This is a genomic window from Burkholderia sp. BCC0419 (assembly GCF_902830285.1).
Lineage (GTDB): Bacteria > Pseudomonadota > Gammaproteobacteria > Burkholderiales > Burkholderiaceae > Burkholderia.
The window spans coordinates 194132-216431 of the sequence record NZ_CADESR010000009.1 but is presented as its reverse complement, the minus strand read 5'-3'; the positions used below and the strand labels follow the sequence as shown (position 1 = coordinate 216431).

Genomic DNA, 22300 nt, shown 5'->3' with positions numbered 1-22300 from the left:
GTCATTCCCCGACGAGGAAGATGCGCGTGACCGGCACGCGCAGCGACGTCGCGCCGATGCTGACCTGCAGCCCGGTCACCGCGCGCGCGGGCGGCGCGTTGCCGATCTGCGGCACCTTGAGCGCGTCGTTGTTCTGCGCGAGCGCTTCGTCGGCCGTCTGCAGGTTGGTGGTCCAGCCCACGCGCGGCACGTACAGCTTCGCGTCGATCGCGCCGACGCCGCCCATCAGCGCGACCCAGCTCCAGCCTTCGACGCCGCTGTCCTTCAGCAGGGTGCGCAGCCGGTTCGTGTCGTCGATCGGCGGCGATGCATAGCGCACCACGCGGCCGCCGGCGATCCGGTAGCGGACCACCTGCAGCCGCGGCGCGACGCCCGGCACGTCGAGTACGCGCACGATCTGCAGCGTATTGCCGGCGACGCTGATCGCCGGCTGGCCGGCCTCGTCGTCGGTCGCGGCGAGCCGCGCGTCGATGCGCATCTGGTCGAACATCTGCGCGAACACGCGCTCGTCTTCCATGGCGGACGCGACCTTGTCGCGACCGCGCATGATCTGGTCGAGCCCGCGCCACGCGAGGATCGCCACCACCGCGAGGATCGCGATCGCGATCATCAGCTCGATCAGCGTGAAGCCGCGGGCGGCGGGGCGGGCCGAGGGGGCGGACGGGCGTCGCATCGGCGCGTCAGAGCGGACGGCTGGTTTCATTCGCGACCACCGTCACCATCTGCGCGAGCACGCCGGAACGACCGGGCATGCTCACCGAAATCCGGACGCGCCGGAACACCGGGTTCGGCGTGGTGCTCACGCGCTGCGTGCAGACGAGCTGCACGTTGCCTTGCGAGCAGTCGAAACTCTGTTCACCGACCTCCGGCCACGCATGCGTGAGCCGCAGCTGCGCGAGCGCGTTGTCGGCGCTCCAGCCGGCGAGCAGCCGGCGATGCAGCTCGGACGCGTTGGTCGCCATCGTGCCGACCGCGCGGATCGACGCGGCGAGCGCGACCGCGATGATCGCGAGCGCGACCAGCACCTCGATCATCGTGAAGCCGCGGGAGGAAGAAACGGGGAAGGGCAGGCGACGACGCATCGTCATTGCACCTCGTAGCGGCCGTTGCCGGTGCCGACGATCGTCGCGCTGCCGGCGGCCGAATGCAGCGTCACGCGCACCGGAGTGTCGATGCTCTCGGTGCCGAACACGACGCGGTTCGCGCGCGTGTCCGACCCCGGGTAATCGATGTCCGCGCCCGTCACGCCGCCGTCCCAGTCGCGCGGGCGCAGCAGGTCGTCGCGCAGCGTGCGCCAGCCGTCGGGCGAGCTCACGTCGAACTGGAAACCGTGCGCGGTCGGCTGCCATGCGATCGGCCGCGCGCGCACCTGCGCTTCGTCGCCGGCCGTCTCGAACAGCAGCGCGATGCGCTGCGCTTCCTCGCGCAGGTCGGTGCGCGGATTACGCGTCAGCGACAGCGACGCGAGCGACACGAGCAGCCCCGCGATCACGAGCACGACCAGCATTTCGAGCAGCGTGAAGCCGCGCGCGCGACGCCGCGCCGCGCGGTGCTTCGTCAAGCCGCCATCGGCACCTGCCGGTACGGACGGCACCGCACCGCGACGCACACGGCAATCGCGGCCGCAGCGGGAGGTCGTGCGAATGGCGAGCATGAAGAACGGGAATGAAACGTCGGGTCGATCAGCGCCGGCTCATTGCCACGAGCCGATGTCGGAGTCGTTGCTTTCGCCGCCTTCCTTGCCGTCGGCGCCGTAGCTGAACACGTCGATCTCGCCGTGCACGCCCGGGTTCAGATACTTGTACCCGTTGCCCCACGGATCGTTCGGCAGGCGCTCGAGATAGCCGCCGTCCTTCCAGTTGTTCGGGATCGGATCGGTGGTCGGCTTCTGGATCAGCGCGTTCAGGCCCTGCTCCTGGGTTGGATAGCGGCTGTTGTCCAGACGGTACAGCTTGAGCGCCTGCATGATCGTGCCGATGTCCTGCTTCGCGGCGATGCGGCGCGCCTCGTCCGGGCGGCTCATGATCTTCGGCACGATCAGCGCCGCCAGGATCCCGAGGATCGCGACCACCACCATGATCTCGATCAGCGTGAAACCGCGCTGACGACGCACGGCCGCGTTGCGGCGAGTGATCCACGTTTGCATGACTGACTACCTCTTTCCAAAAAATGTCGTCGATTGAGTGACGCACCCGGCGCATTCGGGACGATTGCCTGACGGCAACCTTCCGATACCGCGGGCGCGGAGCACGCATTGTAAGGCGCGCATCGCCGAGGGCTTTCACCCAACGCAAATTTCATATACATCCGTACAATAGCGCGCATGAACGCGCTCTCGATCCGGATCCTTTCCCTCGCCCTCTTCGCGGGTTTGTGCGCGACGGCCACCTACTGGGTCGTCACGCTGTCGGCCCGCGAAGCGCCGCTGCCCGCCGCCGCCGCGCGGCTGCCGATCCGCACCGAGGACGCCGCCGCGCTCTTCGGCGGTCAGCTCGACAAGAATCCCGTCCAGGACATCCACCTGTTCGGCATTCTCGCGCTCGATCACGGCGGCGCGGCGATCGTCGGCATTGGCGGCGAACCGCCGCGTGCGGTGTCGCTCGGCGCGGACGTGACGTCCGGCGCGAAACTCGCCGAAGTCCGCCCCCGCTCGATCATCGTCGAGCGCAACGGCGCCCGCACCGAAGTCCAACTGCCGGCCAACACGCCGTCCCCCGCGATCTACATGCGCTGAACGGCGGCGGCCCGGCAATCCGAAGCGGGCCGCACCGTCACTGCACCATGTTGTTCAGCTCGATGATCGGCAGCATCACGGCCAGCACGATCACGAGCACGATGCCGCCCATCGCGAGGATCAGCAGCGGCTCCAGCAGGCTCGTCAGGAACATCGTGCGGCGTTCGAGTTCGCGCGCTTCGCCTTCGGCCGCGCGATCCAGCATCGTCGTCACGTCGCCCGTCGCCTCGCCCGAACGAATCAGGTGCACGAGCACCGGCGGAAACGTCTTCACGTTGTTCAGCGCGCGCGACAGCGCGGAGCCTTCGCGCACGCGCACGATCGCGTCGTCGATGTTCGCGCGCATCGCGCGGTTCGACAGCGTCTCGCCGGCCGCCTGCAACGCGCGCAAAATCGGCACGCCGGCCGCGGTGAGAATGCCGAGCGTGCTCGCGAAGCGCACCGTGTTGTAGCCGCGCACGAGCTTGCCGGCGAGCGGCGCGGTCAGCACCCAGCGATCGAACGCGAGCCGCGGCCCGGCGCGCGACAGCGTCGCCTTCACGAACCACACGACGAGCGCGACCGCGATCAGGATCGCCCACCACCAGTGCCGCACGAAGTCCGACAGCGCCATCATCACGACCGTGAGGATCGGCAACTGCTGCTTCGTGCTCGCGAACACGTTGACGACCTGCGGCACGACGTAGCTCAGCAGGAACGTGACGATGCCGAACGCGATCAGCGTGACGATGCCCGGATACGTGAACGCCAGCAGGATCTTCTGCTTCAGCGCATTGCTCTGCTCGATGTAGTCGGCGAGACGCGACAGCACGATGCCGAGCTTGCCGGTGTGCTCGCCCGCCGCGACGAGCGCACGGTAGATTTCCGGAAAATCGCGCGGATGCTGGCCCAGCGCATTCGCAAGCGAATGGCCGCCGAGCACTTCCGCGCGGATCGCGGCCATCAGTTCGCGGATGTAGTCGCGCTCGGCCTGCTCGGTGAGCACGCCGAGCGCCTCGTCGAGCGGCAGCCCCGCAATCAGCAGGCTCGCGAGCTGGCGCGTGAGGATCGCCTGTTCGCGCTGCGACAGCTTGCGGCCGAACGCGAGCCGCTGCGAGCGCGCGCCGCGCGTCCCGCTGGCGGCCGGCTCGACGACGAGCGGCGTAAGCCCCTGCGTGCGCAGTTGACCGCGCGCGGCACGCGCGCTGTCGGCATCGATCACGCCTTTCTGCGCGCGTCCCGCCGAATCGATTGCTTCGAAACGGAATGCCGGCATCGCGCTATGCGCCTCCCGTCACGCGCAGCACTTCCTCGAGCGACGTCGCGCCGGCCGCGAGCCAGCGCTCGGCGTCGTCGCGCAGCGTGCGCATGCCTTCCGCGCGGCTCGCGGCGAGAATCTCCGCATCGGCCGCGTTGCGGTGGATCAGCGCGCGGATCGAATCGTCGACCAGCAGCAGTTCGTACACGCCGCGCCGGCCCGAATAGCCCGAATGCCCGCACTTGTCGCAGCCGACCGGATGCCACACGGTGCGGCCTTCCTCGTGCCGCTCTTCCTTGCAGACGGGGCACAGCTGGCGCACGAGGCGCTGCGCGAGCACGCCGAGCAGCGACGACGCGAGCAGGTACGGCTCGACGCCCATGTCGGTCAGACGCGTGACGGCGGACGCCGCATCGTTCGTGTGCAGCGTCGCGAGCACGAGGTGGCCCGTCAGCGACGCCTGCACCGCGATCTGCGCGGTTTCGAGGTCGCGGATTTCGCCGATCATGATCACGTCCGGGTCCTGGCGCAGGATCGAGCGCAGCGCGCGGGCGAAGGTCATCCCGATCCGCTCGTTCACCTGCGTCTGGCCGATGCCGCCGAGGTCGTATTCGATCGGGTCCTCGACGGTCATGATGTTGGTCGTCGCGGTTTCGAGCCGCGACATCGACGCGTACAGCGTGGTCGTCTTGCCCGAGCCGGTCGGGCCCGTGACGAGCACGATGCCGTGCGGGCGGGCGATCAGCTTGTCGAACTGGACGAGCGTGTCGCGGCCCATCCCGAGCGCTTCGAGGTTCAGGCGCTTCGCATCCTTTTCCAGCAGACGCAGCACCGCGCGCTCGCCGTGCCCGGTCGGCAGCGTCGACACCCGCACGTCGACCGGCCGGCCGCCGACGCGCAGCGTGATGCGGCCGTCCTGCGGCAGGCGCTTCTCCGCGATGTCGAGCTGCGCCATGATCTTGATCCGCGAGATCAGCGCGCCGTGCAGCGCCTTCTTCGGGCGCACGACGTCGCGCAGCGTGCCGTCGACGCGAAAGCGCACGACCGACGCATTCTCGAACGGCTCGATGTGAATGTCCGACGCCTGTTCGCGCGCCGCTTGCGTGAGCAGCGCGTTGATCATCCGGATGATCGGCGCGTCGTCTTCCGATTCGAGCAGGTCCTCGACCTCGGGGATGTCCTGCATCAGCCGCGACAGGTCGACTTCGCCTTCGACCTCGCCGACCACCTGCGCGGCGCTGCCGTCCTGGCGCGCATAGGCCTGGTTGATCGCCTGCGCGAGCTCGTCGGCCGGCACGCGATGCACGGCGATCGAGCCGAAGTTGCGCGCGATTTCCGCGAGCGCGGCGTCGCTCGTGCGTTCGCTGATCCACACCTCCAGCGTGTCGTCGAGCTGGTGCGCGATCAGCACCTGGCCGCTCTTCGCGAAGCCGTACGGCAGCAGGCGCGCGGCGAGCGGCGACGGCGGCTGGCGTTCGCCCGGCGCGCCGTCGTGGGCGGAGGACGCGAGCACGTCGCTCACTGCGAGGCTCCCGGCGCGGTGGTCAGCGGCTGTTGCGGCACCGCCTGCTGCGGCACGCTTTGCGGCTGCGCGGGCGTCGCCTCGGGCAGCGGCTGGGCCGGCACCGGCGCGACCTGGCGCTGCAACTGCTGGCGACGCATCTTGTCGAGATCGAACAGGTTGCCGGCCGGCGTGCCGCCCTGGCTCGGGCCCAGCGGCATCGGCGGGACGACCGGGTCGTCCTTGTCGCGGATCACGTTGTTGTCCGACTTGTATGCGCCCGTCACGCCCTGGATGTAGTCGTAGCGGTTGGCCGTGACTTCCTGCGCGGTACCGCGATCGGAGATGATCACCGGGCGCAGGAACACCATCAGGTTGGTTTTCGCGCGCACCTTCGATTCCGAACGGAACAGCTGACCGATCCACGGAATGTCGCCGAGCAGCGGCACCTTGCTGTTCGATACCTGGTAGTTGTCCTGCATCAAGCCGCCGAGCACGATGATCTCGCCGTTGTCGGCAAGGATCGTCGACTGGATCGAGCGCTTCGTGAAGGTCGGGCCGGTCTGCGCGCTCGTGGTACCCGCGACGACCGCCGAATCCTCGGTGTAGAGCTGCAGCTTCAGGATTCCGCCGTCGGTGATCTGCGGCTTCACGTGCAGCGTCAGGCCGACGTCGCGACGGTCGTAGGTGTTGAACGCATTGTTCGTGTTGCCGCTCGTCAGGTTCGAATACGAACCGGTCGCGATCGGCACGTTCTGGCCGACGACGATCTTCGCTTCCTCGTTGTCGAGCGTGATCAGGTTCGGCGTCGACAGCACGTTCGCGTCGCTCACGCCCGCGAAATACTGCAGCAGTGCACCGAGCCCCTGCACGCCGAACATGTTGTGCAGCCAGCCGATGTTCAGCCCTTGGGACAACTGCCCGAGATTGGAGGCCAGCCCGCCGCCGGTGATCCCGCCGGCGGCGTTGGCCACCCCGCCGGCCGTCAGGTTGATGATGCTGTTGCCCAGGCCCAGCCCGGGGTTCAGGTTCGTACCGCCGAGGAACTGGCCGCTCGCGACCTGCCACTGGATGCCGAGGTTGCCCTGCGTCGTCGAGTTCAGCTCGACGATCAGCGCTTCGATATAGACCTGCGCACGCCGTGCGTCGAGCTGGTCGATCACCGAGCGCAGGTTCCGGTAAACCGGATCGGATGCGGTGATGATCAGCGAGTTGGTCGCCGAGTCGGCCTGGATCATCCCGCCCGGCTGGTTGTCGTCGCCCTTGTCCTTGTCGCCGCTGAGCAGACCGGCCGTGCCGAGCCCGCCACCGCCGGACGAGCCGCCGCCGCCATATGCAGACGAAGACGACGAACCGCCGAGGCCGCCCGACGGCAGCGGCGGGGTGCCCGACGTGCCGGTCGAGAAGTTGCCGCTCGACGACGAGCCGCCGCTCTGGTTGAAGCTGTTCGCATCGTTGGACGACGCCGACGAGCCGCTGTCGTTGCCGCCTTTGCCGAGCATCCCGCGCAGCGTCTTCGCGAGCTTCACCGCATCGGCGTTGCGCAGCGGCACGACGTGCATGTTGCCGGGCACCCCGCTCGGCGCGTCGAGCTGCTGCACGAGGCGCTTCGCGGCCGCGAGGCGCGACGCGCTCGATGCGCGCAGCATCAGCGAGTTGGTGCGCGGGTCGGCCGTGACCGATACCTTCAGCGTGGCGTCGCTGTTGCCGATCGCGCCCGGGTCGAGCATCTTCTGCAACTGCGCGGCGAGGTCGATCGCGTTCGCGTTGCGCAGCGGCACGACCTGCACCTGCGCGCCCGCGGCGCTGTCGACGCCCGAGATGATCTGCGCGATGCGGCGCACGTTGTCCGCATAGTCGGTCACGACGATCGTGTTGTTCGCCGGGTAGGCCGTCACCGTGTTGTTCGGCGAGATCAGCGGCCGCAACACGGGCAGCAGGTTGTTCGCCGATTCGTTGTGCAGCTCGAACACCTGCGTGATCACCTGGTCGCCGCGCGCCTGCGGCGCGTTGCCGACATAGGTCGGCACGCCCTGCAGCTTCGCGTCGGCTTCCGGCACGACCTTCAGCACGCCGTGATCCTGCACGAGCGCGAAGCCCTGCATGCGCAGCGCCGACTGCAGCGTCTTCAACGCCTGGTCTTCCGGCACCGGTCGTTCGGCCACGAGATTGAGCTGCCCCTTCACACGGGGGTCGACGATGATGGTCTTGCCGGTCGCGGCGCCGATCGCTTTCGCGACCTGGTCGATATCCGCATTCACGAAGTTGAGCGTGACCTGAGCGTAGGCGGCCTGCGAGACGATGATGCCGGCCACGAGCAGGGTCGTGGCGATACGCCGCATAACGAAGCGATTTCTTGTCATGGATGAATGGGTCGATGCCGGCTCAGGCCACTTCCGGCGGTAGTGCTGGGATCCAAGTCCGAAAGAGGCGACATTAGCAGTTTTTCATGTCCGAAATATCACATTGATCCGAAGACTGTCTCACATACGACATGTATCCGGTGAATCGTATGCAATATGTAAGGATCGGCGTCACACTCCGCATGCCGGCCGTCGCCGCTGCCGTCGCCCCCATTTCGCGATGAACCGACACGGAAATGCGGTATAACCGGGCTGCCGTGTTCCTGCCTGTCGCAATCCGGCGGTCTGCCGGTATGATACGGGCGGCACGTTTCTCGTCGCACGAATAACAGGCACGGGTTTTCCCGAGCTTCGCGCAATTCCCTTTCTTTTCCGCACGATGAACAGACGGTTCGCTTCGATCGCGTTGATCGCCGCCGGCGCGTGGTTCGCCAGCGGCAACGCACGCGCGGACTGTTTCGACGAAGCGGCCAAATACCAGCAGGTCAATCCGCTGATCCTGCGCGCGATCGCGTGGCAGGAGTCGCGCAACCGGCCCGCTGCGCTGAACAAGAATACGAACGGCTCGGTCGACTACGGCCTGATGCAGATCAATTCGATCCACCTGCCGACGCTGTCGCGCTACGGGATCGGCCGCGACACGCTGATGGAACCGTGCAAGAACGTGTACATCGCCGCGTGGCATCTCAAACAGAAGATGAACCGCTACGGCAACACGTGGCAGGCGGTCGGCGCCTATCATTCGGAAACGCCGTCGCTGCGCGACAAGTACGCGCGGCAGATCGCCGGGATCCTGACGCAGTGGAAGCTGCTGCCGCCCGTTCAGGCCACCCAGGCCGCTCAGTGATTCCGCGCCGCATCGCCGGCTGACGCCGGGCCGGCCGGCGCGCGTTTGATGCACAATGCGGGCTGACGCCGCCGTTTCGCCCGCGTGCGGGCCGATCGCGCCCCGGCAGGGCGCCGCGGCCGCTTTTTCATCTTTTCCGTTGGTGCATATCATCATGAATCCGGCAATGAAACAGCCGTTGCCCGTCACCGTGCTGTCCGGTTTCCTCGGCGCCGGCAAGACCACGCTGCTCAACCACGTCCTCGCGAACCGCGCGGGCCTGAAAGTCGCGGTGATCGTCAACGATCTCGCGGCGGTCAATATCGACGCGTCGCTCGTGCGCGATGCGCAGGCGCTGTCGCACGTCGAGGAGCGCCTCGTCGAAATGTCGAACGGCTGCATCTGCTGCACGCTGCGCGACGATCTGCTCATCGAGATCCGCAACCTCGCCGCCGAAGGCCGCTTCGACGCGATCATGATCGAATCGACCGGTATCGCGGAGCCGATGCCGATCGCCGAAACCTTCACGTTCGTCGACGACGACGGCGCGTCGCTGTCGACCGTCGCGCGGCTCGACACGCTCGTCACCGTGGTCGACGCGTACAACTTCCTGCGCGACTACGGCTCCGACGACGCACTCGCGACGCGCGGCATCGCCGCGTCGGAAGACGACGACCGCACGCTCGTCGAGCTGCTGATCGAGCAGATCGAATTCTGCGACGTGCTGGTGATCAACAAGGCCGACCTGGTCGGCGCGGACGATCTCGCGCGCCTGCAGCACATCCTCGCGCGGCTCAATCCGCGCGCGCACCAGGTCGTGTCGACGTTCGGCAACGTGCCGCTCGACGAAGTGCTGAACACCGGCCGCTTCGATTTCGACGAAGCCGCGAACGCGCCGGGCTGGCTCACGTCGCTCGACCACGGTCACACGCATTGCGACGACCCCGACTGCCATGACGACCATCATGCGCACGTGCACGGCGAAGCCGACGAATTCGGGATCGGCAATTTTGTTTACCGCGCGCGCCGGCCGTTTCACCCGGCACGACTCTGGGCGCTGCTGCATCAGGAGTGGCCGGGCGTGCTGCGCAGCAAGGGGTTCTTCTGGCTCGCGACGCGCAACGACATCGCGGGTTCGCTGTCGCAGGCGGGCGGCGTATGCCGGCACGGGCCGGCGGGTTTGTGGTGGGCGGCGCAGGATCGCGCGGAATGGCCGGACGACGACGAGCTGCTCGCCGAAATCCGCACCGAATGGCTGGGCGATCTCGACGATCGCACGGTCGGCGATCGCCGGCAGGAACTCGTGCTGATCGGCATCGCGCTCGACGCCGATGCCTGGCGCGCGAAACTCGACGCGTGCCTGCTGACCGATGCGGAGTTCGCACTCGGCGCGGCGGGATGGGCCGCGTTCGACGATCCGTTCCCGGCGTGGGATGTCGATTCGCACGACGACGACGATCATGGCGACACGCAAATCGTGCACGCGTGATCGCGTTGTAACGGCTTGTAAAAGTAACCGTTAACTTTTGCAAGAGCGGCGCGGACTGTGGCGAAAATGCCGCGCATACCCAACAAAAAACCCGCCGAGAGGCGGGTTTTTTTCTGGAACAGGCGCGGATTTAACGCTTGTTGACGGCGTCCTTGAACGCCTTGCCAGCCGTGAACTTGACCGTCTTGGCTGCCGGGATCTTGATGGTTTCGCCCGTCTTCGGGTTGCGGCCCGTACGTGCTGCGCGCTTGCCCGAACCGAAGCTGCCGAAGCCGATCAGCTGAACCGCATCACCCTTCGACACGGCCTTCTTGATGACTTCGAGCAGCGTGTCCAGCGTTTCGCCGGTTTGAGCCTTGCTGGCGCCCGTTTGGGCGGCGACGGCGTCGATCAGTTCCTGTTTGTTCATTAAGGTTCCTTTATCAGGTTAGGTTGACACGAACAGCGCGAACGCGCCGATTATACGTGCGCGAACCGTGCCGTCGAGAGTCAGACTCCGACGACACAGCGCCGAATCCTGGCCCGCGCGACGCGCCCTCCGGCTTGCCGGTGGCCACCCCGCGGTACGGCGTTGCTATGATAGCGCAGCGCAAACCCAATAACGACAAGGGTTTCAAAGATTTTCATCGGTATTTCGCCGAATGAATCGTCGATTGCCCGTTTTTTGACCTGCGCCAACCGGACAGGATACGCAGCGTGGTCCGCCCGTACGTCGCCCCGTTGCCCTTTTCCAACGGCCGTTCGGACGGCCTCCCGCAATCCCTTGCCAGGCTTGGCTGCCACGTTTTTTGTTTCGCATGCCCGACCGACTTGTTTCCGCCACGCTCGCGTTTCGCGACGACGGCACGCTCGTCTCGCCCGAGTTCGGCGAGCTTCATCGCGGTGCATCCGGCACGCTCGCGCACGCGCATCGCGCGTTCGTCGCGGGCAACGGGCTGCCCGCGCGCTGGCAGCGCCGCCGAACGTTCACGATCGTCACGACCGAATTCGGCGCGGGCGCCGGCTTCCTTGCGGCATGGGCCGCGTGGCGCGATGATCCTGCACGCTGCGAACGGCTGCATGTCGTCGCGGTCGAACCGCACCCGTTCTCGCGCGACGACCTGCGCCGCGCGGTTTCGCATATGGTTGCAGACACAACCATATCGGCAGACGTCGACGCGTTGATCGATGCATGGCCGATACTCGTGCCGGGCCTGCACCGGCTCGAATTCGACGAAGGGCGCGTGGTGCTCACGCTCGCGTTCGGCGATGCGATCGACCTGTTGAAGAAGCTCGTCGCGCGCGCCGATGCGTTTTTTCTCCACGGCGCCGCGGCATCGAACGACGGCGTCCGCGCACTCGCGAAAATCGCCGGCGAACACGCGACGTTTGCGACGCATGCAAAGTCCGACGACGTGAAGCACGCGCTCGGCGAAACAGGTTTCACGTGCCGCGAAGTCGACGATCGTCTCGTCGGCGAATATGCGCCGCGCTGGCGCGCGCGCCGGCACGAGCCGCCGCGTGCACTGCCCGTTGCAGCGCGCCGTGCGATCGTGATCGGCGCCGGCCTCGCCGGCTGCGCGGTGGTCGAACGCCTGGCCGCACGCGGCTGGGACGTCACGCTGATCGAACGGCACGAACGGATCGCGAGCGAAGCGTCGGGCAATCCGGCCGGGGTGTTCCACCCGCTGATGACGCGCGACGACAACGTCGCGAGCCGGCTCACGCGCGGCGGCTTCCTGCACGCGATCGCACGCTGGCGCGCCCTCGAACGCGCAGGGCATGCGTTCGCACGCAGCACGCACGGGATGATCCATCTCGCCGAATCGGCCGACGATTTCGCGCGGATGCGCGACGCGTTCGATGCGTTCGGCGCGCCGTCCGACTACGTGACGCTGCTCGATGCCGATGCCGCGCGTGCACACCTGAATCTGCCGGTCGCGCATGGCGGCCTGCTGTTTCCGCACGGCGGCGCCGTCTGGCCGGCCGGGCTGTGCGCCGCGCAATATGCGGCAGCCGGCGAGCGCGTGCGCCTGCTTGCGTCCACCTGCGTCGCACGGCTCGAACGGCGGGGCGACGCCTGGCATGCGCTCGACGATACCGGCGCCACGCTGGCCGATGCGCCCGTCGTCGTGCTCGCGAACGCGGGCGACGCCGTGCGTCTGGCCGGGCTGCGGCATGTCGCGCTGCAACCGGTGCGCGGCCAGCTCACGCTGTTGCCGCCGGGCACGACGGCGCCGCTGCCGTGCCCGACGATCGGCGACGGTTACGCGGTCCCGCTCGACGACGGCACGCTGCTGATCGGCGCCACGTTCGAACCCGACGACACCGACCCCGCGATGCGCGCGGCCGGCCACGCCGAAAACCTCGACCGCGTGCGGCATCTGCTGCCGGGCCTGATCGGCGACCTGCCGGATCCCGCCACGCTGCGCGGGCGCGTGGCGTTCCGGTGGGTCGTCGGCGACCGCCTGCCGCTCGTCGGCCCGCTCGCCGACGAAGCGCAGGCCACCGCGAACGCACGCGCGCTGGGCGGTGCGCAGGCACGCGACCTGCCGCGCATGCCCGGCCTCTACGGCGCCTTCGGCTTCGGTTCGCGCGGCCTCGTGTGGGCTGCGCTCGGCGCCGAGCTGATCGCCTCGCAACTCGAAGGCGAGCCGTGGCCGCTCGAGCGCGAACTCGCCGACGCGGTCGATCCCGCCCGCTTCCTGATCCGCGCTCTGCGCGCACGCCGCGTCGCTTCGACGGACTGACCGGACGCGTACCTCCTCACAGTTTCCCGATTTTCCCGCGCGAGGTTATCCACGCAATGCTGTGGATAACCTCGCGAAATCCGCACGCACTTCGTGTGTAATCACAGTGGACGTAAACTGGGCAACTCGGCACAGCTGTGAATCGGCCCGAAAGTTGCTCAACTCAAATGTCTGTGCACGAACAGCCTGTGCAACCGGTTATGGTTTCGCCAACACCTTGATCTGCCAGCGTAAACCGGAGTTATCCACAGAACTGTGCGTCCTTTGTTAACTTCTACTACGTATATATACAAGTAAACCTTTGAAACCAAAGACCTGGGGTGCCGCACAGCGCCGCGAGTCGATTCAATCGGTTCCGGAGCGAAAAAGCTGTGGCACAATCGGTTTCCTTCGCGTTCGTTCGGCCAAGCGCCGGACATGCTTCAATGGAACGGTCGGCACGATTTCGAATCTGAATCTTCGAGACTGCGCAGTCCGTTCACACACCAGGCCGACAATCCAGATCGGCAACCTGAACGACGTTCCGCCCTGTGGCGGAACAGGCGGACCCCATGTACCGCCATCGTCGAGCACAACAATCACATTCGGGGCGATACCCAGCCGGCGCGCATCCATTCCTGACGCTTGACCCCGCGTCGCTGGCGGTTGCTTCCAAAGGAGAAGTCACCACGATGAAGTCGGCGTTCTCATTCCTGCCCAACTGGCCGCTCGCGCCGGATGCCGTGTTCTGGGCCGGGCTCGCACTGTTCGCCGCCGGCCTGTGCGGCGAGCTGTGCTACCGCGCGTGGCGCCTGCCGCGCATCACCGGCTATGCCGTAATCGGCCTGATCGCCGGTTCGTTCGGATTCGGCGTGATCGACACGAGCACCGACGAAACCTCGCGGCTGCTGATGAACGTCGCGCTCGGCCTGCTGCTGTTCGAACTCGGCAGCCGTCTCGACCTGCGCTGGATCCGGCGCAATCCGTGGCTCGTCGCGTCGAGCCTCGCGGAAGCCACGCTCACGTTCGTGCTCGTGCTGTTCGTGATGCTCGCGCTCGGCGTATCGGGGATGGTCGCACTGGTGCTGTCGGCGATCGCGATCGCGACGTCGCCGTCGATGGTGATCCAGCTCAAGACCGAACTGCGTGCGGAAGGGCAGGTGTCGCAACGCCTGATCACGCTCACCGCGCTCAACAGCGTGTACGCGATCGTGCTGACCAAGCTCGTGACGAGCTGGCTGCACCAGGAAGCGTACGGCAACGTTTTCGCGACGATCCTGCAACCGCTCTACCTGCTCGCCGGTTCGTTCATCGTCGCGTATCTCGTCGCGCGTTCGTGCAATTACCTGTTCCGTCACATGAACGCGACGATGCGCGACGAGCATTCGTTCGTCGCGCTGTTCGGGCTCGTGATGCTCGCGATCGCCGTCGCGCAGGCGCTGAAGCTGTCGACGCTGCTCACGCTGCTGCTCGCCGGCATCATCGTGAAGAACCTCGAAGCGCGGCCGCAGCTGTGGCCCGAGCACTTCGGCACGGCCGGCTGGCTGCTGACGGTCGTGCTGTTCGTGCTGACGCTCACGTCGTTCACGTGGGGCGACATCGCGCTCGGCGGGCTGCTCGCGATCGTGCTGATCGTTACGCGGCTCGCCGCGAAGCTGGCCGGCGTCGTCGCGTTCGCGAAGCCGAGCGGTCTCGGGATGAAGCAGGGCATCGCGCTCGGCATCGCGCTCACGCCGATGTCCGCGCTGTCGTACCTGCTCGTCGACGATACCTACCAGCTCTATCCGAATTTCGACCCGCACCTGCGCGCGATCGTGATGTGCTCGATCGTGATCCTGCAGCTCGTCAGCCCGTTCGTCGTCTACCGCTGCCTGTCGGCGGTCGGCGAACGCAGCGACGGCAACTGATTCCGGAACCTGCCATGGCACTCGAAACCTTCGTCAATTCCGAGCCGTTCACGTTCGGCGTCGAACTGGAGATCCAGGTCGTCAACACGCACAACTACGACCTGACCAAAGCGGCATCCGACCTGATGCGCCTGATCCAGGGCGAGACCTTTCCCGGCAACATCACGCCGGAAATCACCGAAAGCATGATCGAGCTGTCGACCGGCATCTGCCATTCGCACGAGCAGGCCGTCAGCGAGCTGCATGCGATCCGCGACGTGCTCGTGAAGGCGGCCGACCAGCTCAACGTCGGGCTGGCCGGCGGCGGCACGCATGCGTTCCAGCAATGGAGCGACCGGCAGATCTACGATGCGCCGCGCTTCCAGTACATCTCCGAGCTGTACGGCTATCTCGCGAAGCAGTTCACCGTGTTCGGCCAGCACGTGCACATCGGCTGCCCCGATCCCGACAGCGCGCTGTTCCTGCTGCACTCGATGTCGCGCTTCATTCCGCACTTCATCGCGCTGTCCGCGTCGTCGCCGTTCGTGCAGAACGTCGATACGGGCTTCCATTCGGCGCGCCTGAATTCGGTGTTCGCGTTCCCGCTGTCGGGCCGCGCGCCGTTCGTGCTGACCTGGGACAGCTTCGAGGAGTACTTCACGAAGATGGTGAACACGGGCGTCGTCAACTCGATGAAGGACTTCTACTGGGACATCCGGCCGAAGCCCGGCTACGGCACGATCGAGGTGCGCGTGATGGACACGCCGCTGTCGGTCGACCGCGCGGCGGCGATCGCCTGCTACATCCAGACACTTGCTCGCTACCTGCTGACCGACCGGCCGCTGAAGCTGTCGGAGGACGATTACCTGGTCTACACGTTCAACCGCTTCGAAGCGTGCCGCTTCGGGCTCGAGGGCACCTGCGTGAATCCTCAGACGGGCGAGCGCCGCACGATCGCGGAGGACATCCTCGACACGCTCGACCGGATCGCGCCGCATGCGGCCGCGCTCGGTTCGCGCGCGGCGCTCGACGAGATCGGCGCGCTCGCGAAAGCGCGCGTGAACGACGCATCGTGGTTGAGAACCGTTTTCAAACAGGAAAAATCGCTGAACGAGACGGTCCGGCAGCAGTGCTTACGTTGGCGTGGGTGAAAAAATGTTTTGCAGATTGCGGGATCGACTGCACTGCCATTCGCTGAACGGCAGTCGGCGTCGTGTCGCGCCGAAATCATCGGCAGGCGTCCTCAAAATCTGTGGATAACCCGATATTCCACTGCAAAGTCAACGCTCTGCGGGTGGGATAACCCGGTGGATCATTACCGTGCGGCCGATGGCTGATCCGAACAGGAAAATACCGGCGCGCCCCGCTTCGCGGGCGCGCGACATTGCGCGCACAACGAAAAAATGCGGTTATCCAGCGATTTTCCACAGAGTGCAGGGGATAACTTAGCTGTGCGATTTTCCGCTCTCGCTTAGAATGTCGGCTTTGCGGACACCGGAAACGATGCGTGTGTCTCTGGTCGCCGCGAACGCGACCGCCGCGTGTGCCTCGCGACGGCCGTGCTGACGCACTCGAGAGCGTGCGTCTGTTTTTGAGATAGATTCGATCTCCACACTACGGCCGCTCGGCCATCCGGGCGGCGGCAAAGCGAAAAGACTATGAGCGAAGGCGTTTACGGGAACCAGGCTTCGGGACGTGTGACCCACAGCCTGCTGCGGTTGAGCACGGCCATGCGGAGCGAGGCATGGGATTGGGCGGAAGGCGCTGGCCTCACGCCGACGCAGGGCGAGATTCTCGTGCTGCTGCTGCAGCGCAAGGGCCCGATGCGGCTCGGCGAGATCGCGCGCGAGACGCAGCTCACCGCGGCCACCACGAGCGATGCGGTCAGCACGCTCGAGACGAAGGGGCTCGTCGAGAAGCGCCGTGCGCTGGACGACGGCCGGGCATTGGCCGTACGCCTGTCGGCGCGTGGCCGCACGGCCGCGAAGAAGGCGCTGCAATGGCCTGAATTCCTGACGAAAGCGGTCGGCAAGCTCGGCGCGGACGAGCAGGGCACGCTGTATCGCGCGCTGCTGAAGACGCTGCGCGAGCTGCAGGTGGCCGGTGCGACGCCGCCGCAGCGCATGTGCCTGACGTGCGCCCACTTCCGGCCGGGCAAGCTGTCGAAGAAGACCGTGCATCACTGCGCGGCGCTCGACATCTCGATGTCCGACAGCGATCTGCGTCTCGACTGCCCGGTGCAGGAAGAAGCCGACGCGGCGACGCAGAAGAAGACCTGGAAGATCTTCGCAGGCTGACGTCCGTCGATCGACCGGGAGGCCGATGATGAACGCTGAAGTCGTGGCGATCCGCCACGTGCATTTCGAGGATCTCGGGAGCTTCGAGCAGGTGCTCGGCGAACGCGGTCGACGGGTGCGCTATGTCGATGTCGGATCGTCGCGGGTCGAGGTGCTCGACGTGCGCGAGCCGTCGCTGCTCGTCGTGCTCGGCGGCCCGCTCAGCGTGTACGACGATGCGCAGTATCCGACGATCGCGCCGCTGCTGGCGCTGGTGCGCCAGCGCATCGACGCGGGGCTGCCGATCCTCGGCATCTGCCTCGGCGCGCAGTTCATCGCGCGGGCGCTCGGCGCGCACGTCTATCCGGCCGCGCAGCACGAACTCGGCTGGGCGCCGCTGACGCTCACCGACGCCGGCCGCGCGTCGCCGCTGCGCCATCTCGACGGCGCGACGACGTCGATGCTGCACTGGCATGGCGATACGTTCGACCTGCCGGGCGGTGCGATCCATCTCGCGTCGACGCCGGCCTGCCGCCACCAGGCATTCGCCTGGGGGCAGCACGTGCTGGCGCTGCAATGTCATCCCGAGATCCGTACCGATCGCTTCGAACCGTGGCTGATCGCGAACGCCGGCGAAATCGCCGCGACGCCCGGCGTCGACGCGCGCCAGTTGCGTGCCGATACCGCGCAGCATGGCCCCGTGCTCGAGACGGCCGCACGGCACATGTTCGCGGAGTGGCTCGGCAGCGTCGGGCTCTGACGTCGCGGGCGGCCCCGCCCGCTGCAAAGGTTGGGCCCGGCCTGCATCCGTTGCGGGCCGGCGCATCGCCGTACACCGCCTATTCCGCGCACCGCCGGCATCCGGCCGGCCATACCTGACCATCCGCTTACTGCCGATCGCGCCGTCTGCACGCTTCAAGCGTGCGTGCTACGCTCGTCCGCTCTTTCCCTTTCCTGGCGAGCGGCTTCCATGACTGCGCTGTTTTCTCCGTTCACGCTGCGCGGCGTGACCCTTCCGAACCGGATCGTGATTTCCCCGATGTGCCAGTACTCGGCCGAACGCGGCGAAGCGACCGACTGGCACATGATTCACCTCGGCCATCTCGCGCTGTCGGGCGCGGGGCTGCTGTGCATCGAAGCGACCGCGGTGGAACCCGACGGACGCATCACGCATGGCGATCTCGGCCTGTGGGACGACGTGACCGAAGCCGCGCTGAAGCCGGTGCTGGCCGCGATCCGCAAGCATTCGCCGGTCCGCGTCGCGATGCAGTTGTCGCATGCGGGGCGCAAGGCGTCGAGCGCGGCGCCGTGGGAAGGCGGCCAGCTCGTGCCGGTCGCCGACGGCGGCTGGCTGCCGCATGGCCCGTCGGCCGTGCCGCACAAGGACGGCGAGACGCCGCCGCTCGCGCTCGATGCCGCGGGCCTGAACCGCATCCGCGAAGCCTTCGCCGCGTCGGCCAGGCGGGCCGCGCGGCTCGGCATCGATGCGATCGAGGTGCACGCGGCGCACGGCTACCTGCTGCATCAGTTCCTGTCGCCGCTCGCGAACCGGCGCACCGACGAATACGGCGGCTCGCGCGAAAACCGGATGCGGTTTCCGCTCGAGATCTTCGAGATCGTGCGCGCCGCGTTTCCGGAAGACCGGCCGGTCGGCGTGCGCGTGTCCGCGACCGACTGGGTCGAAGGCGGCTGGGAGCTCGACGATACGATCGCGTTCGCGCACGAACTGAAGCGCCGCGGCTGCGACTGGATCGACGTGTCGTCCGGCGGCGTGTCGCCGCTGCAGAAGATTCCGCTGTCGCCCGGCTACCAGGTGCCGTTCGCGCAGGCCGTGAAGCGGGCGGTCGGCATGCCGACGATCGCGGTCGGCCTGATCAACGACCCCGAGTATGCGAACCGGCTGATCGAGGCCGGCGATGCCGATCTCGTCGCGATGGCGCGCGCGATGCTGTACGACCCGCGCTGGCCGTGGCACGCGGCGGCCGAACTCGGCGCGCAGGTGACGGCGCCGCCGCAATACTGGCGCTCGCAGCCGCGCGAGCACAAGGCGCTGTTCGGCGACGTCGCATTCGGCCAGCGCTGAGCGCATCGCGCAATATTGCGCGCGATGTTGAACGAAGCAATATCGAACGTGTAGGATGCGGATGATTCGCCGCATGCCCCGACGCGGCACCGACCGGTGCCGCGTTTTCGTTTGGCGCGGCGCCCGGCCGCGATCGCGGCCGCTTCCATTCAAGTCGTCTTCACAAGGATTGGTTCGATGAGTTCACGCAGGATCGCGGTGCGCCGCTCGGGAGTACACGGCAAGGGCGTGTTCGCCGTGGCGCCGATCAAGGCCGGCGAGCGCGTAGTGGAATACAAGGGCGAGCGAATCTCGTGGAAGGAAGCGCTGCGCCGCCATCCGCACGACCCGAGCGAGCCGAATCATACGTTCTACTTCGCACTCGACGAAGGCGGCGTGATCGACGGCAAGATCGACGGCAACAGCGCGCGCTGGATCAACCATTCGTGCGCGCCGAACTGCGAAGCCGAGGAAGTCAAGGGCCGCGTGTACATCCACGCGTTGCGCGACATCGGGCCGGAAGAGGAGCTGTTCTACGACTACGGCCTCGTGATCGACGCGAAGCTGACGAAGAAGCTCAAGCGCGAATACGCGTGCCACTGCGGTGCGGCGTCGTGCCGCGGCACGTTGCTCGCGACGTCCGACGAAGGCGGGAAGAAGAAAAAGAAGAAGGACGGCAAGTCCGCGTCCGGTTCGAAGGACAAGAAGAGCAAGAAGTAAGGCCGGCGGCAGCGCATCGCGCGCTGCCGCTGTCGTTTCAGCCGACGGTTGCCGCGTCGTGGCGGCCCGTCATTCGCTGCCGTCTTTCCATTCCTGCTCCGGCGGGCCGCCCGGTCAACGGGCCGGCGGCTGCCCGCCGCGCATCGCTCAGTGCGTCGGCGCCGCAGCCGGCGTTTCGCTGGCCGGCTGCTCCGTCCGCGCGGCGAGCGGCACCCGCACCACGAAGCGCGAGCCGCCTTCCGGTGCATCCTCGTACGACACGGTGCCGCCGTGCATCGCAATGATGTCGTGCACGATCGCGAGCCCCAGCCCGGCGCCTGTCTCGACGCCATTGCCGCTTTGTGCGTCACCGCGGAAGAAGCGCTTGAACAGGTCGGCCTGCTGGTTCGCGGGCACGCCGGGGCCGTTGTCCTCGACGACGATCTCGGCGGCCGGCTGACTGTCTTCGAGCGCGGCGCGCGCGACGTTCACCGTGATCCGCGCGCCGTCCGGCCGCGCGAGCGGCACGTACTTCAGCGCATTGTCGAGCAGGTTCGCGATCACCTCGCGCAGCAGCACCGGGTTGCCGCGCACGATCAGCTTCTCGTCGTCGCCCGCATCGTCGCTGCGCTGGAAGCCGAGGTCGACATGCGACGCGAGCGCGCGCGGCACCCATTCGGCGCCCGTCTCGAACGCCATCGCCGCGAGATCGACATCGACGAAGCGTGCGGCCTGTTCGCCCGGCTCGGCACGCGCGAGCGACAGCAACTGGTTGGACAGCCGCACCGCGCGGTCCGCGGCCGCGCGCAGCTCGCGCACCGCGGCGAAGGTCTGGTGCGGGTCGCGCGCGACGGCCGCCTGTTCGGCATGGAGCTTCACCGCGGTGAGCGGCGTGCGCAACTGGTGGGCGGCATCGGCGATGAACTTGCGCTGCGCGTCGAGCGCGGTCTTCAGGCGGCCGAGCAGCGCGTTCATCGCGCTCGTCAGCGGCCGGATCTCCAGCGGCACGTCGGTTTCGTCGACCGGTTCCAGCGACGTGTGGGTCTGCCGGTTCAGCGAATCGGCGAGATGCGTGAGCGGGCCCAGCTGCTGGTTCACGACGCGCCACACGATGCCCCAGCCCGCGAGCAGCAGCAGCAGCAGTGGCATCATGATCGCGACGAGGAATTCGGCCGCGATCCGGTAGCGGTGCCGCACCGGCTGCGCGACTTCGACGACCATCGGCCGGCCGCCTTCGACGTTGTCGACGCGCACCTGCGCGACCCGCACCGCGCGATTGTCGTATTCGGCCTCGAATACGTACGCGTGATGCATGCGGCGCACGTTGATGCCCTGCAGCGGCAGCTTCGGATCGCCGGCGAGTTCCTCCTCGCCGTCGCTGATCCGGTAGATCAGCGCTTCGGCCGGATCGGAGAACATCGCCTGCGCGAGCGGCGGCACCGTGAACTGCGCGTCGGGGCCGGCGATCTGGATCTGCTTGGAGATGGCGGTCGCGAGATCGGCGAGCGAGCGGTCGATCACGTGCTGCGTGTATTGCCACGCGAGCCAGTAGGCGATCAGGCCGCTCATCAGCGCGAGCATCGACAGCGGGGCGGCGAGGCGCCGGAGCAGCGAGCGGCGCAGGCTGGTGGTCACAGCCGGATCAGGAGACATTTCGACGGGCAAATGGATAAGCGCCGCTCACGGGGAGCGGCGCGGTCGTGCGCCGGGAGCGGCGACGCGGAGCAGCACGCATCCGCCGGCGGCACGCGGCCGGCCGGCGCGCGGCGTCGCTCAGACGCTCGCCGTCTGGCGGATTTCCTGCAGCAGGTAGCCGAAGCCGCGCACCGTGACGATTTCGACGCGGCACTGTTCGAGTTTCTTGCGTACGCGGTGCACGTAGACCTCGATCGCGGTGTCGCCGAGATCGCCGCCGAAATGCGTGAGGTGATCCTGCAACTGGGCCTTGCTGACGACGCGGCCGTGACGCAGCAGCAGCATCTCGAGCACCGCGAATTCGCGCGGCGACAGTTCGAGCGGCTTGTCGTCGTTGAAGATGCGGCGGTCGACGCCCGACAGGCGGACGCCGCCGAGCGACACTTCCGGACGCGGCATGTCGCTGTGCGGGCCGCTGCGGCGCATCACTGCGCGGATGCGCGCTTCGAGCTCGGCCGGCTCGAACGGCTTGAGCATGTAGTCGTCGGCGCCGGAGTTCAGGCCCTGGATCCGGTCGTTCAGCTCGTCGCGTGCGGTCAGCACGATGACCGGCGTGTGGCGGTTGGTCTGGCGGAAGCGCGTGAGCAGCGTCATCCCGTCGATGCCCGGCAGGCCGAGGTCGAGGATCACGAGTTCGTGGCGGTTCTGTGCCAGCGCCTGTTCGGCAAAAATGCCGTCATGCACCATGTCGACGGTGAAGCCAGCCTGCTCGAGGCTGCTCTGGATACCGCGTGCGATGGGGCGGTCGTCTTCGATCAGAAGGAGTCGCATGAAGTTCGCTCAAGTACAATGGGTTGGCGGTTCAGGCACGCGGACAGCACGAA

General features: G+C 67.2%; 20 protein-coding genes. 10 read left to right on the top strand and 10 right to left on the bottom strand.

Annotation, left to right across the window (positions count from 1 at the left end; translation table 11 throughout):
• Nucleotide 1: 1 nt before the first annotated feature.
• From HWW87_RS30505 to gspG, 4 genes are read right to left on the bottom strand one after another with little or no spacing between them, the layout of a single operon-like run.
• Nucleotides 2–703, bottom strand: a complete 702-nt coding sequence (locus tag HWW87_RS30505; RefSeq protein ID WP_175823405.1) for a prepilin-type N-terminal cleavage/methylation domain-containing protein — start codon at nucleotides 701–703, stop codon at nucleotides 2–4.
• Nucleotides 681–1082 carry a type II secretion system minor pseudopilin GspI gene (gene gspI / locus HWW87_RS30500; protein WP_175823446.1) on the bottom strand — a complete coding sequence of 134 codons (402 nt, stop codon included), beginning with the start codon at nucleotides 1080–1082 and terminating at the stop codon, nucleotides 681–683. Before gspI ends, HWW87_RS30505 begins: the two co-directional genes overlap by 23 nt.
• 2 nt (nucleotides 1083–1084) lie before the next feature.
• A complete protein-coding gene (locus HWW87_RS30495) occupies nucleotides 1085–1654 on the bottom strand; it encodes a GspH/FimT family pseudopilin (protein ID WP_174432090.1) in 570 nt (189 codons plus the stop codon).
• Between the two features lie 39 nt (nucleotides 1655–1693).
• A complete protein-coding gene (gene gspG / locus HWW87_RS30490) occupies nucleotides 1694–2146 on the bottom strand; it encodes a type II secretion system major pseudopilin GspG (protein ID WP_175823404.1) in 453 nt (150 codons plus the stop codon).
• Nucleotides 2147–2323: 177 nt separating this feature from the next.
• On the opposite strand from gspG, the gene HWW87_RS30485 reads away from it, so the two are divergent.
• Nucleotides 2324–2734: a general secretion pathway protein GspC gene (locus HWW87_RS30485; RefSeq protein WP_174432091.1), complete on the top strand. Its 411-nt coding sequence runs from the start codon at nucleotides 2324–2326 to the stop codon at nucleotides 2732–2734.
• 37 nt (nucleotides 2735–2771) lie between these two features.
• Here HWW87_RS30485 and gspF read toward each other — a convergent pair whose 3' ends face one another.
• Genes gspF through gspD form a run of 3 tightly spaced genes read right to left on the bottom strand, consistent with a single transcriptional unit; the run spans nucleotide 2772 to nucleotide 7835 of the window.
• Entirely contained in the window at nucleotides 2772–3989 is a 1218-nt protein-coding gene (gene gspF / locus HWW87_RS30480) for a type II secretion system inner membrane protein GspF (protein WP_175823403.1), read from the bottom strand.
• Nucleotides 3990–3993: 4 nt separating this feature from the next.
• Nucleotides 3994–5484: a type II secretion system ATPase GspE gene (gene gspE, locus HWW87_RS30475; protein WP_347879307.1), complete on the bottom strand. Its 1491-nt coding sequence runs from the start codon at nucleotides 5482–5484 to the stop codon at nucleotides 3994–3996.
• Between the two features lie 5 nt (nucleotides 5485–5489).
• Entirely contained in the window at nucleotides 5490–7835 is a 2346-nt protein-coding gene (gene gspD / locus HWW87_RS30470) for a type II secretion system secretin GspD (protein WP_175823401.1), read from the bottom strand.
• A 379-nt stretch (nucleotides 7836–8214) separates the two neighbouring features.
• Between gspD and HWW87_RS30465 the strand changes: the two genes are divergently transcribed.
• On the top strand, nucleotides 8215–8682 hold the full coding sequence (locus HWW87_RS30465; protein WP_175823400.1) for a lytic transglycosylase domain-containing protein: 468 nt from the start codon (nucleotides 8215–8217) through the stop codon (nucleotides 8680–8682).
• Nucleotides 8683–8836: 154 nt separating this feature from the next.
• Entirely contained in the window at nucleotides 8837–10150 is a 1314-nt protein-coding gene (locus HWW87_RS30460) for a GTP-binding protein (protein WP_279608060.1), read from the top strand.
• Between the two features lie 130 nt (nucleotides 10151–10280).
• On the opposite strand, the gene HWW87_RS30455 is transcribed toward HWW87_RS30460, so the two are convergent.
• Complete coding sequence (locus HWW87_RS30455; RefSeq protein WP_006401505.1) at nucleotides 10281–10559, bottom strand: HU family DNA-binding protein; 279 nt, start codon at nucleotides 10557–10559, stop codon at nucleotides 10281–10283.
• A gap of 388 nt (nucleotides 10560–10947) precedes the next feature.
• Here HWW87_RS30455 and mnmC point away from each other — a divergent pair, with 388 nt between their 5' ends.
• The 7 genes from mnmC to HWW87_RS30420 all read left to right on the top strand — a co-directional run bounded on the left by mnmC (nucleotide 10948) and on the right by HWW87_RS30420 (nucleotide 19802).
• Nucleotides 10948–12879, top strand: coding sequence for a bifunctional tRNA (5-methylaminomethyl-2-thiouridine)(34)-methyltransferase MnmD/FAD-dependent 5-carboxymethylaminomethyl-2-thiouridine(34) oxidoreductase MnmC (gene mnmC / locus HWW87_RS30450; protein ID WP_175823398.1), 1932 nt, complete (start codon nucleotides 10948–10950; stop codon nucleotides 12877–12879).
• Between the two features lie 671 nt (nucleotides 12880–13550).
• Complete coding sequence (locus HWW87_RS30445; protein ID WP_175823397.1) at nucleotides 13551–14765, top strand: cation:proton antiporter; 1215 nt, start codon at nucleotides 13551–13553, stop codon at nucleotides 14763–14765.
• Nucleotides 14766–14779: 14 nt separating this feature from the next.
• A complete protein-coding gene (locus tag HWW87_RS30440) occupies nucleotides 14780–15895 on the top strand; it encodes a YbdK family carboxylate-amine ligase (RefSeq protein WP_059829849.1) in 1116 nt (371 codons plus the stop codon).
• A gap of 507 nt (nucleotides 15896–16402) precedes the next feature.
• Nucleotides 16403–17041: a MarR family winged helix-turn-helix transcriptional regulator gene (locus HWW87_RS30435; RefSeq protein WP_175823396.1), complete on the top strand. Its 639-nt coding sequence runs from the start codon at nucleotides 16403–16405 to the stop codon at nucleotides 17039–17041.
• A gap of 28 nt (nucleotides 17042–17069) precedes the next feature.
• Nucleotides 17070–17780, top strand: coding sequence for a glutamine amidotransferase (locus HWW87_RS30430; protein WP_175823395.1), 711 nt, complete (start codon nucleotides 17070–17072; stop codon nucleotides 17778–17780).
• Between the two features lie 210 nt (nucleotides 17781–17990).
• Nucleotides 17991–19103 carry an NADH:flavin oxidoreductase/NADH oxidase gene (locus HWW87_RS30425; protein WP_175823394.1) on the top strand — a complete coding sequence of 371 codons (1113 nt, stop codon included), beginning with the start codon at nucleotides 17991–17993 and terminating at the stop codon, nucleotides 19101–19103.
• A gap of 177 nt (nucleotides 19104–19280) precedes the next feature.
• On the top strand, nucleotides 19281–19802 hold the full coding sequence (locus tag HWW87_RS30420; protein ID WP_174388681.1) for an SET domain-containing protein-lysine N-methyltransferase: 522 nt from the start codon (nucleotides 19281–19283) through the stop codon (nucleotides 19800–19802).
• 147 nt (nucleotides 19803–19949) lie between these two features.
• Here HWW87_RS30420 and HWW87_RS30415 read toward each other — a convergent pair whose 3' ends face one another.
• Both HWW87_RS30415 and HWW87_RS30410 read right to left on the bottom strand, forming a co-directional pair.
• Nucleotides 19950–21434: a sensor histidine kinase gene (locus tag HWW87_RS30415; RefSeq protein WP_175823393.1), complete on the bottom strand. Its 1485-nt coding sequence runs from the start codon at nucleotides 21432–21434 to the stop codon at nucleotides 19950–19952.
• Between the two features lie 120 nt (nucleotides 21435–21554).
• A complete protein-coding gene (locus HWW87_RS30410) occupies nucleotides 21555–22247 on the bottom strand; it encodes a response regulator transcription factor (RefSeq protein ID WP_006401494.1) in 693 nt (230 codons plus the stop codon).
• Nucleotides 22248–22300: the final 53 nt, after the last annotated feature.

Bases quoted from the DNA above. Each gene is read 5' to 3' on its own strand.
- HWW87_RS30415 (WP_175823393.1), bottom strand. From the start codon at position 21,434: ATGTCTCCTGATCCGGCTGTGACCACCAGCCTGCGCCGCTCGCTGCTC.
- HWW87_RS30485 (WP_174432091.1), top strand. From the start codon at position 2,324: ATGAACGCGCTCTCGATCCGGATCCTTTCCCTCGCCCTCTTCGCGGGT.
- HWW87_RS30420 (WP_174388681.1), top strand. From the start codon at position 19,281: ATGAGTTCACGCAGGATCGCGGTGCGCCGCTCGGGAGTACACGGCAAG.
- HWW87_RS30445 (WP_175823397.1), top strand. From the start codon at position 13,551: ATGAAGTCGGCGTTCTCATTCCTGCCCAACTGGCCGCTCGCGCCGGAT.
- HWW87_RS30410 (WP_006401494.1), bottom strand. From the start codon at position 22,247: ATGCGACTCCTTCTGATCGAAGACGACCGCCCCATCGCACGCGGTATC.
- gspI (WP_175823446.1), bottom strand. From the start codon at position 1,082: ATGCGTCGTCGCCTGCCCTTCCCCGTTTCTTCCTCCCGCGGCTTCACG.
- gspF (WP_175823403.1), bottom strand. From the start codon at position 3,989: ATGCCGGCATTCCGTTTCGAAGCAATCGATTCGGCGGGACGCGCGCAG.
- HWW87_RS30455 (WP_006401505.1), bottom strand. From the start codon at position 10,559: ATGAACAAACAGGAACTGATCGACGCCGTCGCCGCCCAAACGGGCGCC.
- HWW87_RS30425 (WP_175823394.1), top strand. From the start codon at position 17,991: ATGACTGCGCTGTTTTCTCCGTTCACGCTGCGCGGCGTGACCCTTCCG.
- gspD (WP_175823401.1), bottom strand. From the start codon at position 7,835: ATGACAAGAAATCGCTTCGTTATGCGGCGTATCGCCACGACCCTGCTC.
- HWW87_RS30460 (WP_279608060.1), top strand. From the start codon at position 8,837: ATGAATCCGGCAATGAAACAGCCGTTGCCCGTCACCGTGCTGTCCGGT.
- HWW87_RS30430 (WP_175823395.1), top strand. From the start codon at position 17,070: ATGAACGCTGAAGTCGTGGCGATCCGCCACGTGCATTTCGAGGATCTC.
- HWW87_RS30435 (WP_175823396.1), top strand. From the start codon at position 16,403: ATGAGCGAAGGCGTTTACGGGAACCAGGCTTCGGGACGTGTGACCCAC.
- gspG (WP_175823404.1), bottom strand. From the start codon at position 2,146: ATGCAAACGTGGATCACTCGCCGCAACGCGGCCGTGCGTCGTCAGCGC.
- mnmC (WP_175823398.1), top strand. From the start codon at position 10,948: ATGCCCGACCGACTTGTTTCCGCCACGCTCGCGTTTCGCGACGACGGC.
- HWW87_RS30465 (WP_175823400.1), top strand. From the start codon at position 8,215: ATGAACAGACGGTTCGCTTCGATCGCGTTGATCGCCGCCGGCGCGTGG.
- HWW87_RS30440 (WP_059829849.1), top strand. From the start codon at position 14,780: ATGGCACTCGAAACCTTCGTCAATTCCGAGCCGTTCACGTTCGGCGTC.
- HWW87_RS30495 (WP_174432090.1), bottom strand. From the start codon at position 1,654: ATGCTCGCCATTCGCACGACCTCCCGCTGCGGCCGCGATTGCCGTGTG.
- HWW87_RS30505 (WP_175823405.1), bottom strand. From the start codon at position 703: ATGAAACCAGCCGTCCGCTCTGACGCGCCGATGCGACGCCCGTCCGCC.